The following is a 15,342-nucleotide window of genomic DNA, read 5'->3' as shown; positions in this document are numbered from 1 at the left end:
CCTTTAAAACCTCGTATCTCTCTCACAAGGTTCACCATCCCTATCACCATCCATTTTTGTATTCGGGCAGTTATTAATAAAAAATATTGCTTCATCTTTAGATGTCATTTGGCTGCAGTGCTGCCTGCCATCACACGTAAAATTTTGCGTGCTTTTAGGAATAACGGTTTTTGGGTATTTTTCATCAAAGGTGACTAAATCATCATTAGTAGCTAAATCATCATTAGGGCGTGTTGACCTTTCGTGGTTGATTTTGCAGCTGTATGTTTGGTTTTTAGGCAAGGCAGAGCCTATGTAGTGTGGTTATTCCCCATAAATAGGCGATAACGCAGCATAAATGCCGAACATGCGCTGCCCTTTGGGTTCTTTCTAGGGGCGATTAACTCTTTGTTGCTCGGTTTTTACTTAGCCCACTAGGTTACAAACCTCGCGCCGCGATTAAATCGCCCCTAGATTGAACAAATTTCAATCCACAAAGGTCAACACGCCCTAGTAATAACGGGTGTTTGGCTGCTTGAGTGAGTATTGTATTTATTAATCGCATAAAAACAAAGCGCAGCAATAAGCGCTATTGAGGCAACTTTGCCCAAAAAGCTACTAGCAAAATTAGATTTGGCAATGCAGTGCGGCTGGTTATTGTGTTTTTGATAAGGTGCTTTAAGCTCTGCAACGCCTTCTATACGGCAGTTAATTGCTTTGGTTTTACCGTCGGGCTGTGTAGCAACTTCAAAGTAAATGGTATCGCCAACTTTTGGCTTACGGCTCATGTGTTTGAGCGCTGATATGTGTATAAACGTGTGGTGTTCTAGGGTGTCTGATTTAATAAAACCAAAACCTTTGTCGGTTTTCCACGACTTTAACAATCCTTTGTGCATGTATCCGCCTATTATGCTTAAGCTGCGTTTTACGCAAATTCCATTTAGTTAACACTTGTTATTATACGTTCCTAAATTAAAACCATGCAACTAAATATTCATATTGTGTTAATTTTACGCTTTACCTACTAAACAAAATTATTAAACTAAGTTATTAAATTTAGCTAAAAATAAGCGTGCTAAAAACAACTAAACCTCAACCTGTTTTATTTATAATTTGCGGCCAAATGTCCTTTAATTCATATCAGCCACCGCGCACTCACCGATTAGCTTAACAGCTTGTTTACACTAGGTTTTGTCATTAGCTATTTCTATCTGAATTAACCGTTTTTAGTACGATTTTTCATTCGTTATTTACTTAATTTATCTATACAATCCACACCTTATTTTTACGCACGTATTTTAAGTGATTATCTCATGCTATTAACGATTGTTTATATTATTGGTATTACAGCAGAAGCCATGACTGGCGCACTTAGCGCAGGACGAATGAAAATGGATTGGTTTGGCGTAGTGCTGGTAGCCAGCGCCACCGCAATTGGCGGTGGTAGCGTACGAGATATATTACTAGGCAATTACCCGCTTACGTGGGTACAACACCCAGAGTATTTATTAATTACCTGTATTGCAGGTATTGTTACTACGTGGCTTGCTAAATGGGTAGTTAAATTTAAAGGCATTTTTATGCGCTTAGATGCGCTGGGTTTAGCTGCCTTTAGTATTATTGGCTGCCAAGTGGGGCTAAATATGGGGCTGCATTACGGTATTTGTGTAGTGGCTGCGGTTGTTACTGGCGTATTTGGTGGGTTACTGCGTGATTTAATATGCCGCCAAGCGCCGCTTGTATTACATAACGAGCTATACGCGAGTGTATCGTTACTTGTTGCCTGTTTATACTTAGCGCTACACCATTATAATATTGACGACAACATCAGCATTATTGCAAGCCTTGTTGCAGGCTACTTAATACGTATGGCATCAATACGCTTTAAATGGCGCTTACCTACCTTTAGTTTATTAGAGCAGCATGCTAAATAAAAATAAGCTTTAATACAAAGTAAGGCAGGTTATACCTGCCTTAGTTCATATAACTATTGGCGTATTAATTTAATGCCCGCTTACATCGCTTAACGCGGTTTTTAACCCACTGTTATTTTGCTTAAGTACGCTAAAACTGCCATCGGTTTCTAGCACTACTGCGGCTACATCTTCTATGGCTAGTATACCAGCGCCACGAATAGCGGCGCGAATTTCTGATTTTGTTACCCGCTGCGATTTAAGTGCAGCCGAGCAATATTCACCATCACTCAGTAAAAGCGTGGGTTCTGCTTTTATAAGTGCTGCAAATTTTGACGAGCGCACACTAAGCCACGTAATAATATATTGCAGCCCAATTAATACTACAAAGGCAAGTATGCCCTCAAACAGCGGAACACTTTTTGAAATAATAACAGACGCTAATATAGAGCCCAGCGCAATGGTGACTATAAAGTCGAACACATTCCACTTTGAAAGCGTACGTTTACCCGATATACGCAGCCAAAACACCAGTGAAATATAACCCAGTACACCTATTGTAAGTACACGTAATAATCCCTGCATATCATCATAAAACATAGTGGTTCCTTGCTATTAAAGGTGGCAATTAGCTTTTGCTTATAACCCTACATGGCGCTAAGTTAAATAACGATGAATAAAGTGCCTGCATCTACTTTGTTAGTTGTTTTACAAACTTAATTTTACTTAGCTCTGTGCTTTGATTATCAACGTAGCCACAAACATGATAATCATTGGTGATTAGCATAGTCAGCATTTGAGGAAACCGGTTCATCGATTTAACGTGTATATTGGTAAAGCCTTTTTCATAAGCCCACTTTTCTTGTTGGACAAGTAATTTTTTAGCAATACCTAATCTACGATAGTTAAAATGCACTCCACCCAGCCAACTATAAAATTGTGTATTAGATAGCTCATAGCCAATTTTAAAACCAACTAATGTATCTTCTTTATGTGCTACTAATATCAATGTTTTTTTGTTTTCTAAACGGTTACGTAAAGTGTCACTATCAATGGCTGTTAGTAGTTCAGGGATATATTCACTCACTGTGGTTACATCATCAATGGTGCCTGTAGTTATAGTTATAGCCATAAAATTCCTTGTTTTTATTATATGATTTGACCTAGACAGTTTAAATTTAAACTACGGTTGATTATGATGGTTTAAGCATTATATCTCTATTTTCGCTTCTTAATTTATACAAAGGATCACCATGTCTAGCTATAACGAATCTCCAGAGCAAATTGAACAAGCCACGCAAGGCTATGTGATGCAGCAAACTATGTTGCGTATTAAAGATCCAAAGCCGTCTTTAGAATTTTATGAAAATGTATTGGGTATGAAGCTTTTAGGTAAGTATGACTTTCCTGGTATGAAGTTTACGCTTTACTTTTTAGGCTACGAACAAGAGTTGCCAGAAGGCGATGATAAGGCAAAAGCTGAATGGGTGTTTCGTCGCCCTGCGTTGATTGAGTTAACCCATAATTGGGGCACTGAAAACGACGACAGCTTTGAGGGCTACCACAGTGGCAACCAAGAGCCTAAAGGCTTTGGCCATATTGGTATTAGCGTACCGGATGTTTACGAAGCCTGTGAGCGCTTTGCAAAATACGATGTTGAGTTTGTTAAAAAACCAGATGATGGCTCAATGAAAGGCTTAGCATTTATTAAAGACCCTGACGGCTACTGGATTGAAATACTATCTGCCGAAGGAATTACTGAGATTATTCTTTCTCAGTAATAATAAGCTGCCGTAAAAAGATCTTAGTTGTAATCTCCACCAGCAACTAATTACCAATTTAGAACCACTGGTTTTGTTACCTTGCTTTTAAGTGAGGTAACCCATTTAAAACGTTTAGGTAATTAGTTACCCGCCCCGCTGTATTTTAAGCATAAAAGGAGATTTAAATGCTCATTGGTATCATAGAAGATCATCAATTAGTAAGAGACAGCTTTAAAAAGCTTTTAGAGTTACAACCAGATTGGAAAGTAATTATTGAAGCCTGCAGCGTAACAGAAGCCAAGCTGGCTGTAGAGCTTGAACAACCTGATATATTTATTGTTGATATATCGCTTAACGGCACTGAAACCGGCCTTTCTTTTTTATCGTACCTTGAAGAGTTTTTCCCCCATATTAAAAGTATTGTTGCCTCCATGCACGACCACGAACCTTATGTAAGCAATGCTTTGCGATTAGGCGCTTTGGGTTATGTGTCTAAGCGTTCTGCCTCTGATGAACTAATAGATGCAGTTAAAGCGGTCGCTTTAGGTAAAAGGTACATTAGTGAAGACGTAAATTTTTCGATGAGTAGCGAAAATTTAGCATTAACGGTGCTTACTAACAGAGAGCTTGAAGCCCTTCCGTTATTTTCTAAGGGATTAAACGCTAAACAAGTTGCGCAAATACTCGAAATAATGCCTAAAACAGCACATGTACACAAAGCAAACATATACAGCAAACTTAATGTTACGACCTCGTTTGAACTGCTAAAAATTGCAATTGATGCGGGAGTAATACAGTTAGATGAACTTACCTAACGTTTCTTCTTTATCTAATGTTAGTTTTACTACCGCATACAAAGAGGTAGCTAAACAGTTATTGGTGGGGCTAATTTACTTTATTGCTTCACTCGCCACTTTTTGGGTTAGCCAAAACCTTGAAACCGTACCCGAGAGCAGCGCGATATTTATTCCCGCAGGCGTAAAAATTGCGTTTTACTTACTCACTCCAACACGCTATTGGCTCACCTTATGGGTTGTATCGCGAGCTTTAGCTGCACAGCTTGGTTTAACATACAGTGGGGTTTGGGAGTTTGATTTATTTCATAGCTTTTGGCAGGAACTTTGCTTTATAGCGCTTGTTTATATGTTTAAAAATAGCCGTTGGCCGCCAAGCATTAACGACAGCCTAGGTATACTTTCGTTAATACTGCTTTGTGTTGCAAGTACATCTATAAAGTGGTTTTTGTTTGCCAGTGCGTTTGAATTTACAAATGTATTAGTTGCTAAAGAGCTACTGCAATATCAGTTAAACATGTGCTTAGGCGATATTACTGGCTCATTGTTAATTGCCCCTTTCATTATGTTAATTTACGATTCTAAATACAGCTTTAACACAGTCAGGCTCACTAAATTATTTGGCCTAGTAGCCACTTTGGTGTGTTTTATATTAATTGTATTTTTTGTCTATGCGGTTCGCCCAGACACCTACCCGCTATTAAGGCTTGCATCGTTATTACCAATTATTTGGTTTTCATATAAGTATGGCTCGTTAGGCGCTGTAAGCAGTGCAGCGCTAATTAACGCGTTAATAATTGTTGAAGCAAGCATTACGCACGAGCCTAGTAATACCTACATTAGCCAGTTATTTATTTTAGCAAACGCAATTACCAGTATGGTTTTAGGCGCTGCAATTACTGAGCTTAAACGTAAAAACAATGAGTTAAAGCAAACCAATAAAGAGCTTAAAGAGCAGCTAACTCAAAACACGGCGCTGGCTGCCAAAATGGTGTCGGTTCAAGAAAACGAGCGAAAGCACCTTTCGCAAGAGTTGCATGACGAATTAGGGCAAAACCTAACGGCATTAAAAACAGATTTAGCTATTTTGTCGCACCTTAGTAACGAAGATACCCAATCGTTTGTGGCTACATTAAAAAACAATGCTAATTCGATGTATGACTCTGTTTATCAATTAATGCATTATCTTCGCCCGCGTGAGCTAGATGAACTCGGTTTAGAAAAGGCAATAACACAAGGGCGACTAAAAAGCTTACTGCACAAGGCAAATATTAAGTATCAACCACAATTTAAGTTAGATAATAGCCTTTCAAAAGATCACGAAATAGCTATTTACCGAATTTGCCAAGAAGCAGTAACCAATTGTATGAAGCACAGCAATGCCAGCAAACTGATTATAAATATAATAAACAGCGACGAATTTATTGAGTTAACAATTAGCGATAACGGGACTTTAGTAACCCCAACAGATAACTCAGGTCACTACGGTTTAGCGTTTATAGAGGAGCGCACTACGGCATTAGGCGGCACTTTTAAGGTGTTTAAACAAAATGGCTTTACCATTAAAGTAAAGCTGCCTTTGAGTTTTGACAGCGCAATTAACTAGCAAACATGAACTTGTTTGGTATAAAATTTTTGCCTTAATTGGCCTTCGTCAAGGTGGTCGGGATTAACTTGGATCTCGGCTTGATTACCTAATAGCTGTAATAGCATTCCTTTTGATATTAGGTAGTTGCCTAAACTTGATTTTACAATGACTTCTTTGCCTATGGCTTCTTGTAAGCGTGGCGTAGGTAAGCTCGGATGGCTAATTGGTTTTAAGCCCTCAGCTGAGGTAAATAAGTTTATGCAATGCTCTTTAGCTGCAACAATACTTTCGTTTTTACTTTTAATCACATCTACATTATTTAAAAAATGAATTAGTGCTTGGTTAGCCCGATCAAACTCTGCTGATACGTCATCTATATTTCGGGCGGTTGCCCATTTTCGCACAACTATGTATTCGTTTTTTTTAACACGAATTAAGCTTATTGAGGCTCCGGTCATTCTGCTATTCCACTCAATGCGGTAGCAATTAGTTCCTACGCTGTGAAGCAACACGCTCATGCTTCCAAAATCCTTTGTACTTTCATCAATCAAGCTCATTTTCGATCCCTCACTTGCAAGTTACAAGGAGTGTATAAACGATTACTTAAGTAATAAATCATCCATATTCTTAATCGCTCTAGGAAAATGGCTTATATAAATTTTGGATTTAGTGGCTTGCAAGTCAATAACTAATATTACATATAAAAAAGCGAGTGGTTTAGCTAACTGCTAATAATTAATTTGTAAGTGATTTATAGCTTATTTATAAGCCCAGGCATCGGTTATTGTTACTTGGCAATTGTTATAACTGGCCGCTTGTTTTTGCGCAATACCTCTTACTCTAAAGTTTGTTGAGTCATTAGGAAGTATAATTAGGTCTTCGTGGGTTATTGATAGCGTATCGACTAGCGTGTTTTGATCTGTTAAAAAATCGACCTTAAACTTTATATTTTTAAAGGTGAAGTCCGACTCGTTTTTTACCTGCCCTATGCATGCAACATACAATGCATCGTTTTCATTTTTAGTATTAATTTGGCTTACATTAGCGATTAAGTTTTTTTGTGCTAGCTTAAAAAAGTAACGATTTTATAACGCAATACAAATAACTGTATATAAATACAGTGCGTGCGATTTTAGCATTTTAACGTAAACATAAAAAAGCCAGCGGTTAAGCTGGCTTAGAATATTTACTAACTTACATAGTTACTTGCGTAGTGCGTCTATTCGCGCATCAAGCGGCGGGTGCGATGAAAACAGCTCAGCAACGCCTTTACCACTTGCAATACCAAAGGCCATCATAGAGCCTTCTAATTGCGAAGGATGGTTTTGCTTTAATCGCTCAAGGGCGGAACGCATTTTATCAGCACCAACCAATTTTGCTGCGCCGCTGTCGGCTGCAAATTCACGTTTACGGCTGTAACTTGCAACCACTATGCTTGCTAGCACGCCAAATAATACTTGGAATAACATATCGAATAAGAAGTATGTCCAGCTACTACCGCCCTCTTCTTCATCGCTATTAATAAAGTTATCTACAATGCCTGCCAGTACTTTTGCGGCAAATATTACAAAGGTATTTACCACGCCTTGTATTAGCGTAAGCGTTACCATGTCGCCGTTAGCCACGTGCGATACTTCGTGGGCGAGCACGGCTTCGGCCTGATCTTTGGTCATGTTGTGCATTAAGCCTGTGCTTACTGCCACTAACGAGTTGTTTTTACTTGGGCCGGTTGCAAATGCGTTCATTTCTGGGCTGTCGTAAATAGCCACTTCTGGCATTTTAATACCTGCTTTTTGTGCTTGCGAAGATACCGTTTGTACAAGCCAATGTTCGGTTTCGTTTCTAGGCTGCGTAATCACATGCGCGCCTGTTGATTTTTTAGCGATCCATTTCGACATAAATAACGAAATAAACGATCCACCAAAACCAAATACTGAGGCTATAAGTAAAATTCCGCCAAGGCTACGATGGCTTAAGCCCAGCGCACTCATTATTATTGAAAGCACTACACCTAATATCAACATAACCGCTAAGTTAGTTAATAAAAACAAAAATATACGTTTCATATTGTCCTCACAAAAATAGGTTTGATCACCGAACATAAAATTCAATTAGGTTAAAGCAATCACTGCGTTATGACACACTATGTCATAACGTTAGCGCTATTCTGTGACAAACTATGTCATAACACAAGTGTTATTTATGTGTTTATTGATAATTTTTTTAAGAAGGGTTTTACAGCAAATTTAAGACTAAAGTTTTTTATAAGTCATCTTATTACAAGCTGTTATTAAGCTCTGCCATATCAATTGGAAAACCACGCTCGTGTGCCAATATGCGTGCAACTTCGTCAATTTTTTCGCCGCTATTTTGTTTAAGGTACGACCATTGGTGGGTACTTCGGTGATGATTTACAGCAGGATCGCTACTTATTATTCCTAATTTTATAAACTCACCCACTATTTGATCTGCCGCTATTAACGTTGACGATGCTTTTACATTTTCGGCCCGTGCGTAACTAATATGCGAATATAAACTTACATCGGCTACGCGCAAAGTGTCGTCATCCCCTGGGATTTGTTGCCCGCCATACAAGGCATTATTTTGTGTATTAGCAGTTTTAAACGCAGGGACAAACTCGGCTACATAATCAATTGCTGTTTGGGTACGTGTTTGCAATGCTGCTTTGTCCCAGCCATCTTTAATATAATGCAGGTATTTATTGGGAAGTTTAGGTTGTGCGCTCATTGGCGTTGCATCAGCTAACCCATCATTAAACAATGTAATGTTGTTAGTCATGCCATGTATTTGAAAGTAACCATTAGGGTAAGGGGTTAGCTGCGCCATACCTTCTGGCGTACCTCGGTTACCATAAATAATTATTTCGGGTATTTGCCCACCAGCACCTTGCCAATGAGTAATGTATGAGGCTTTAAATTCGACCATGCGTTTTACATCTACACCAACCAGGTCGTCAATAATACCGGTTTGAAAACCACACGCATTAATTAGGTAATCTACCTCAATGGTTTGTGTATCGGCTTGTGTATCGGTTGAAGTATCAGGTTTTTCATTAAGACTTTGCTCTGATTGGTATTCAATGCGCCATTTAACTGTTTGCTTATCATTATTGGTATTTATCACTGGCGATACATTTTTAACACTGGTGCTTGTTAAAACGTGTGCATGTTTATACTCGGCAAGCGCGAGTTGAGCACTGGCAGATAAACGAAATATATTCCAACCATATTCTTGTGCAACAATGAGTGGAAACTTTAGCTTATCTAAATCTAAATGCTTAGCAACGGGTATCATCCACTCATCTAACGACGTTGGCTTGGCTACTTGTTTTTGCTTAGCAAGCTTTAGCATTTGTGCGCGACTATATAACTGATAATAATGCTCTGGCTCGCCTAATACTTTATTAGCGCTGTCTTGTTCAATAAGCTCGTTGTAGGCTTTTACTAATTTATTTAAACGCGGAAATAAATCCTCTGGTGAGTCGTCATCTCGTTTAGGTACGGCAAATACTGTGGGGCGAACATCAATAGTGTGAGGGTAAAGGCGCGCAATATCTATACATTGCTTGAGTAAATCTATGCAGTCTTCGTCGGGTATTTCACGGTATAAGTTGCCACCTGCATGCAAATGGCACATTGGAGGGCCATCAATTAACGACTTTTTCTTTTCAAGTACATAAGTTTCTAACCCTAACGCAGCAAGCCTAATGGCTATTGTGGCGCCAGCTGTACCTCCACCTATTATGCCTACGCGTTTTTTAGGTAAGCCATAGTGTAGTGCTTTTGGCTCGGCGCTTACGTGCGCATCTGGGGCGTAGCTTTGAATAAATGGGTGCGTCATATAGTCGTTATGTCCTTAGTAACATTGTCTTTAAGCAAGCTATGTATTTATAAATGTTTATATGTGTACTAAGGCTGACTATTTCAAGATTTACCTAAAAAAGTAACTTTTTAAAACCACTTAAGTGTTTATAGATAACGCACTAAGCAAGCTTTTGTATATTTGTAACTTAGGAGTTTGCTCGCTGTATGGGCTTATGGCAAGTATTGGGAACGGTAAACGTGCTTTAAGTGAATCAAGGTTTGCTTGGTACTCGTCCATATTTTTATCTACTTGGTTTGCAATCCAGCCAACGCAGTTTATACCCGTACTTTGCATATGCGCAGCGGTTAGTAACGCATGATTTAAGCAACCTAGCTTCATGCCTACAACGAGTATTACCGGTATTTTTTCTGCTTTAACCCAGTCGTATAAATACTCCGTATTGTTAATAGGTAACGCCCAGCCACCAGCGCCTTCGGTAAGTATGTAATTAGCGCCCTGCTGTTTTACATCTTTATAAGCATCACTTAGTTTATCAATAGTAATACTAACCCCAACTTTCTCAGCGGCTATGTGCGGCGCAATAGGGGGTGCAAACGCAAACGGATTTACTACGTCGTATTTAGCGCTCACTGTTGCACTTTCCATTAGTATAAGAGCATCGGCGTTTACTAGTTGATCGAACGCCATTTCGCAGCCAGCAGCAAGGGGTTTAAAGCCAATGGCTTGTTTTTTGTGTTGGGCAAGTAACTTTAATAGCAAACTGGTAACGTAGGTTTTTCCGGCATCGGTGTCGGTGCCTGTTATAAAAAATTCTTTCATGCGTTGCCTTATTATCTGAATCTAACTTTGGTTTAAGTTTGGTTTAAGTTTTAACTTAAGCAATTAATCGCTTTTTTCTAATGGCTTTTTTCTAATGATAACAGCACCACATGATAAGACACACATGCTTTGTTATTTATAAGCGGATACGCACTGCATACTTTTTTTAGCGCAGATTTAGTAAGTAGCCCTTGGCGCGTATTAGTATGATTTTGCGTAGTTGCACCTATAGCCTTAATTGAAGCAATAGCTTTTAAAGGTGTTGTGTATTCATCGGTGTAAATACGCTTTTTAGCGCTGTTAATAGTAAACCCTGCATTTTGGACTGATTGGTTTATATGCTGCTCATTATTAAAGGTATTTATGTGGCTGTTAGAATCAAGCGCGGCAAAGGCCGTTTTTATTTCGTTAAGTGAGCCCTCTACCACAGTGCTTATGTACGCCTGCCCGCCTGGTTTTAATATGCTGTAAAGCGATTGCATTAAAGCCGAAAAATTAGCAGACCACTGCACTGCAAAATTACTGTAAATAACATCAACACTGTTTGCTTGTAGCGGTAAGTTATCCATATCGGCGCATATTTTTGGTGCGGTTAAATCACTACTTTGCAACATGTTTAAGCTCAAATCCATTGCCACAACGCTTGCAAATACGCTTTGTAATGTGTGTGTATTAACAAGTGGCCCGGCGCCTAAATCAACACAAAGCTTATTTTTATTAAAGCCTGGTTTTATAAGTTTAAATAGATCGCTCGCAGCATGTTTTTGTACATTTGCATGGGTGTTATAACTCGCCGCCGCCTTTGAAAACTTACTTTGTGTAGACTTTTTAAGCTCCTTGTTTAGCTCTCGATTTGGCTCCTTATTTAATTCTTTATTTGAATCGCTACTCACTAGGCACGGTTTTACAAGTTGTGTTTGTACTAGATCTGTTTTTAATACTGGCTGAGCAGTCATGCTATTGCACCTACTAAATGCTTAACTAAGTGCGTTATGTCTTGCTCGGTATGTGCGGCGGTTAAAGTAATGCGTAAACGTGAGGTGTTATGTGCAACCGTCGGCGATCTAATTGCAGTGAGCCAAATACCCTGTTGTTTAAGTTTATCTGCCGCTTGTAACGTTTGCTCAGCACAACCTAATACAATGGGCTGTATGGCTGTATTTGATTCCATTACTGCAATATTATGGGTTTTAGTGAGTTGCTTAAATAATGCAATATTGGCATTTAGCTTATCGCGTTTATCATTGGCTGTTTTTATGTTTTTAATACGCGCAAGAGTGTGACTTGCCATAAGCGGCGACATAGCGGTTGAATACGTGTAATCGCGATTAAATTGCAGCATGTAATCAATAAACTGTTTACTGCCTAATACACACGCGCCACTACTAGCCACTGCTTTACCAAAGGTAATGACTAATATATCTGGCAGCGTTTGAGTAATAAACGCTTCGCAACTGCCCAAACCAGTTTTACCTAATGCACCAAAACCGTGTGCGTCATCAATCATTAGCCATGCGTTATGCTGTTTTGCAAGTACGAGTAATTCTTTAAGAGGCGCGGTATCGCCATCCATCGAAAATACGCCTTCGCTTATAATTAGCTTGTTTTGCGCTTTTGATTTTTCGAGCCGTGAACGTAAATGATTCATGTCGTTGTGATTAAAACGCACTAATGCCGCGTTTGAGTGCATAGCACCGTCAATCAAGCTTGCATGATTTAACTTATCTTGAAAAATAGCGCTGTTTTGCGCAGCGGCTTTATCTTGAAACAACGCTTTAATTACGCTGCTATTAGCGCTAAACCCTGAGTTAAATAGCATTGCTGCGCCATAACCAAATTGCTCACATAAGTATTGTTCAAGCGCTTTTTGCTGGGCCTGATAACCCGTAACCAATGCTGAGCTGTGACTCCCTAATGCGTGGGAGTCATTAAGATTAACAGCCACATCACCAAAGCCTAAGTAGTCGTTACTGGCAAAGTTAAGGTAGGTTTTATTATTAACCGTTATGGTGCGCGCTGTAGCGTGATGTACTACGTGGCGTTTACGAAGTAACGCACCTTGCTGGCGAGCCTGCAGATGCGTATTTATAAAATCAAAAGGCATTGATATAAGCCTACGCTTCGTAAAACAATTCAGAGGTTGCTTTGTCGGCTACTTGCGATGAAAGCGAGGCTTCAACTGCTTCGTCTGAATAGTCGTGACGTTTTTCTGGGTTCATACCTAATTTTTTAATTAGGTTCATATCGGCATCAGCGTCTGGGTTTTCGGTGGTAAGGAGTTTATCACCATAAAATATTGAGTTAGCGCCTGCAAAAAAGCACATCGATTGCATTTGCTCGTTCATGGCGTTACGCCCTGCCGATAAACGTACATAACTGTGTGGCATCATAATGCGCGCTGTTGCTATGGTACGTATAAATTCAAAGTGATCTAAATCGTCTACGTTTTCAAGCGGAGTGCCTTTAACTTTAACGAGCATATTAATAGGCACACTTTCTGGCTGTTGTGGCAAATTAGCTAGTTGCATAAGTAGTCCAAAACGGTCGCTTGCTTGCTCACCCATACCGACTATTCCGCCCGAGCATACTTTCATACCGGCATCGCGTACGTGGTCAATGGTATTTAATCTATCTTGAAAAGTACGGGTTGAAATAATTTGCTCGTAATACTCAGGTGACGTGTCAAGGTTATGATTATAGTAATCAAGCCCTGCATCTCTAAGTTCATGCGCTTTTTCGTTTGTGAGTTTACCCAGCGTCATACAGGTTTCTAACCCTAGCTCTTTTACTTCTTTAACCATTTGCGAAATGTATGGCATGTCTCTGTCTTTTGGATCTGACCATGCAGCCCCCATACAAAAACGGGTAGCGCCTTTTTGTTTTGCAAGGCGTGCTTGTTCTACTACTTTTTCTACTTCTATTAAGCGTTCGCGTTCTAAATCAGTTCGGTAATGCCCCGACTGCGGACAGTACTTACAGTCTTCTGGGCAAGCGCCTGTTTTAATTGATAACAACGTAGAAATTTGCACTTCATTTGGATTGAAGTTAGCACGGTGAACCGATGCGGCTTTAAACAGTAAATCGTTAAATGGCATTTCAAATAATGCTTTAACCTCAGCGTGGGTCCAATCGTGACGAACAGGTGCAAGTTTCATAATACTCTCTTATTTTTTTCATAACGGTGATATTGGCTTAGTCTACGAGTTGAAGTACCATTGTCAACGAAGCCCACCAAGTTAAAGTTTACATATGATTAAAAAGAATACGATTGACCTTGATTTTGATCGTGACCACATTTGGCATCCATATACGTCTATGACCAAGCCAATTCCGGTATACCCCGTTACACATGCTAATCACAATATTATTTACCTCGAAACTGGTGAGCAATTAATCGATGGCATGGCCTCGTGGTGGAGCGCAATACATGGCTATAACCACCCTGTTATAAATAACGCCATGATTGAGCAAATTAATAATATGAGCCACATTATGTTTGGCGGTATTACGCATAACAGCGCAGTAGAGCTGTGCAAAAAAATAGTAAATATAACGCCGCCTAGTTTAACTAAAGTGTTTTTAGCCGACAGCGGTTCGGTAAGTGTTGAAGTAGCAATAAAAATGGCGCTGCAATATTGGTTAAGCCAAGGCATTACAACAAAACAAAAACTAATGACGCCTTACAAGGGCTACCATGGCGACACCTTTGCAGCCATGAGCGTATGCGATCCAGTTAACTCAATGCATAGTTTATATTCAGGATTTTTACCTGAGCACGTTTTTGTGCCTGCACCGGTTAGTCAATTTGGGTTCGAGTTTAACCAAACTGAAGCCCAAGAGCTTGAAGAATACTTTAAAGCAAACCACAGCCAAGTAGCCGCCTTTATCATTGAGCCTATTGTACAAAACGCAGGTGGTATGAACTTTTATCACCCTGATTATTTAGCCTGCGTACGTAAATTGTGCACCCAATATAATGTACTGCTAATTTGCGACGAAATAGCCACAGGTTTTGGCCGTACAGGTAAATTATTTGCTGTAGAGCACGCTAATATAGAGCCCGATATAATGTGTATTGGTAAAGCATTAACCGGCGGTTCAATGACGCTATCGGCCACTATCACTAGCGATAAAATAGCCATTGGCATAAGCGAAGGTGAAGCCGGTGTTTTAATGCACGGCCCTACGTTTATGGGTAATCCGCTTGCCTGTGCAGCGGCCTGCGCAAGTATTGATTTATTACTTGAACAAAACTGGCAACAACGAATAAAGCAAATAAACACCCAACTACAACAACTTAATAAATGCAGTGAACTAGATGCGGTTGCCAATGTGCGTACCTTAGGTGCAATAGGCGTTGTTGAACTAAACGATACTGCAGGTAATGTTGATGTTGCTAAAATTCAGGCTTATTTTGTAGAGCAAGGTGTATGGATACGACCATTCGGTAAACTAATTTACCTTATGCCACCGTATATAAGTGACGACACCAGTATAAAAACACTGTGTGATGCCATTTATAATGCCATTAAAGGCAAGCATTACACTTAATAGTCGGTCTCAATAACTAATCCTAATACAGGTTATAGCGCTATTTGCTGTAACCTACCGCTACATTTAGTGTTTTTATCTATTAAGCG

15 protein-coding genes and 1 pseudogene are annotated in these 15,342 nt (G+C 39.5%); 5 read left to right on the top strand and 11 right to left on the bottom strand.

Going from position 1 to position 15,342, the window contains the following annotated elements:
- Window positions 1-3: 3 nt before the first annotated feature.
- Together QL998_RS02555 and QL998_RS02550 are read right to left on the bottom strand one after the other, a co-directional pair.
- Window positions 4-141: pseudogene (locus QL998_RS02555) on the bottom strand (excalibur calcium-binding domain-containing protein); the annotation flags it as partial.
- A gap of 338 nt (window positions 142-479) precedes the next feature.
- Complete coding sequence (locus tag QL998_RS02550; RefSeq protein WP_290192095.1) at window positions 480-875, bottom strand: cold shock domain-containing protein; 396 nt, start codon at window positions 873-875, stop codon at window positions 480-482.
- 417 nt (window positions 876-1,292) lie between these two features.
- On the opposite strand from QL998_RS02550, the gene QL998_RS02545 reads away from it, so the two are divergent.
- Window positions 1,293-1,913 carry a trimeric intracellular cation channel family protein gene (locus QL998_RS02545; protein WP_182736365.1) on the top strand — a complete coding sequence of 207 codons (621 nt, stop codon included), beginning with the start codon at window positions 1,293-1,295 and terminating at the stop codon, window positions 1,911-1,913.
- 69 nt (window positions 1,914-1,982) lie between these two features.
- Here the strand turns inward: QL998_RS02545 and QL998_RS02540 are convergent, their stop codons facing one another.
- Together QL998_RS02540 and QL998_RS02535 are read right to left on the bottom strand one after the other, a co-directional pair.
- Window positions 1,983-2,492: a YetF domain-containing protein gene (locus tag QL998_RS02540; protein WP_290192094.1), complete on the bottom strand. Its 510-nt coding sequence runs from the start codon at window positions 2,490-2,492 to the stop codon at window positions 1,983-1,985.
- 91 nt (window positions 2,493-2,583) lie between these two features.
- On the bottom strand, window positions 2,584-3,024 hold the full coding sequence (locus tag QL998_RS02535; protein WP_290192093.1) for a GNAT family N-acetyltransferase: 441 nt from the start codon (window positions 3,022-3,024) through the stop codon (window positions 2,584-2,586).
- A gap of 121 nt (window positions 3,025-3,145) precedes the next feature.
- Here QL998_RS02535 and gloA point away from each other — a divergent pair, with 121 nt between their 5' ends.
- From gloA to QL998_RS02520, 3 genes are all read left to right on the top strand, one after another.
- A complete protein-coding gene (gloA, locus tag QL998_RS02530) occupies window positions 3,146-3,673 on the top strand; it encodes a lactoylglutathione lyase (RefSeq protein WP_197185722.1) in 528 nt (175 codons plus the stop codon).
- 167 nt (window positions 3,674-3,840) lie between these two features.
- Complete coding sequence (locus tag QL998_RS02525; protein WP_024589303.1) at window positions 3,841-4,470, top strand: response regulator transcription factor; 630 nt, start codon at window positions 3,841-3,843, stop codon at window positions 4,468-4,470.
- Window positions 4,457-6,055: an MASE1 domain-containing protein gene (locus tag QL998_RS02520; protein ID WP_290192092.1), complete on the top strand. Its 1,599-nt coding sequence runs from the start codon at window positions 4,457-4,459 to the stop codon at window positions 6,053-6,055. The genes QL998_RS02525 and QL998_RS02520 overlap by 14 nt, the downstream gene beginning before the upstream one ends.
- Here the strand turns inward: QL998_RS02520 and QL998_RS02515 are convergent.
- From QL998_RS02515 to bioB, 7 genes are all read right to left on the bottom strand, one after another.
- Window positions 6,052-6,594: a hypothetical protein gene (locus tag QL998_RS02515; RefSeq protein ID WP_024604301.1), complete on the bottom strand. Its 543-nt coding sequence runs from the start codon at window positions 6,592-6,594 to the stop codon at window positions 6,052-6,054. The genes QL998_RS02520 and QL998_RS02515 overlap by 4 nt on opposite strands.
- Window positions 6,595-7,239: 645 nt before the next feature.
- A complete protein-coding gene (gene htpX, locus QL998_RS02510) occupies window positions 7,240-8,103 on the bottom strand; it encodes a protease HtpX (RefSeq protein WP_290192091.1) in 864 nt (287 codons plus the stop codon).
- Window positions 8,104-8,314: 211 nt separating this feature from the next.
- Window positions 8,315-9,898, bottom strand: a complete 1,584-nt coding sequence (locus QL998_RS02505) for an FAD-dependent oxidoreductase (protein WP_290192090.1) — start codon at window positions 9,896-9,898, stop codon at window positions 8,315-8,317.
- Between the two features lie 120 nt (window positions 9,899-10,018).
- Window positions 10,019-10,702 (bottom strand): dethiobiotin synthase, encoded by a 684-nt coding sequence (bioD, locus tag QL998_RS02500; RefSeq protein WP_290192089.1) that lies wholly within the window; start codon window positions 10,700-10,702, stop codon window positions 10,019-10,021.
- Between the two features lie 77 nt (window positions 10,703-10,779).
- Window positions 10,780-11,658 (bottom strand): methyltransferase domain-containing protein, encoded by an 879-nt coding sequence (locus QL998_RS02495; protein ID WP_290192088.1) that lies wholly within the window; start codon window positions 11,656-11,658, stop codon window positions 10,780-10,782.
- Window positions 11,655-12,806, bottom strand: coding sequence for an 8-amino-7-oxononanoate synthase (locus QL998_RS02490; RefSeq protein WP_290192087.1), 1,152 nt, complete (start codon window positions 12,804-12,806; stop codon window positions 11,655-11,657). Before QL998_RS02490 ends, QL998_RS02495 begins: the two co-directional genes overlap by 4 nt.
- Before the next feature lie 10 nt (window positions 12,807-12,816).
- Window positions 12,817-13,857: a biotin synthase BioB gene (gene bioB / locus QL998_RS02485; RefSeq protein ID WP_290192086.1), complete on the bottom strand. Its 1,041-nt coding sequence runs from the start codon at window positions 13,855-13,857 to the stop codon at window positions 12,817-12,819.
- Window positions 13,858-13,951: 94 nt separating this feature from the next.
- Between bioB and bioA the strand changes: the two genes are divergently transcribed.
- Window positions 13,952-15,253 carry an adenosylmethionine--8-amino-7-oxononanoate transaminase gene (bioA, locus tag QL998_RS02480; protein WP_290192085.1) on the top strand — a complete coding sequence of 434 codons (1,302 nt, stop codon included), beginning with the start codon at window positions 13,952-13,954 and terminating at the stop codon, window positions 15,251-15,253.
- Window positions 15,254-15,342: the final 89 nt, after the last annotated feature.

It is taken from the genome of Pseudoalteromonas sp. APC 3691, from assembly GCF_030408135.1.
In the GTDB taxonomy this organism is placed as follows: domain Bacteria; phylum Pseudomonadota; class Gammaproteobacteria; order Enterobacterales; family Alteromonadaceae; genus Pseudoalteromonas.
The sequence above is the reverse complement of the archived record's forward strand: the minus strand, read 5'-3'. Positions and strand labels throughout refer to the sequence as shown.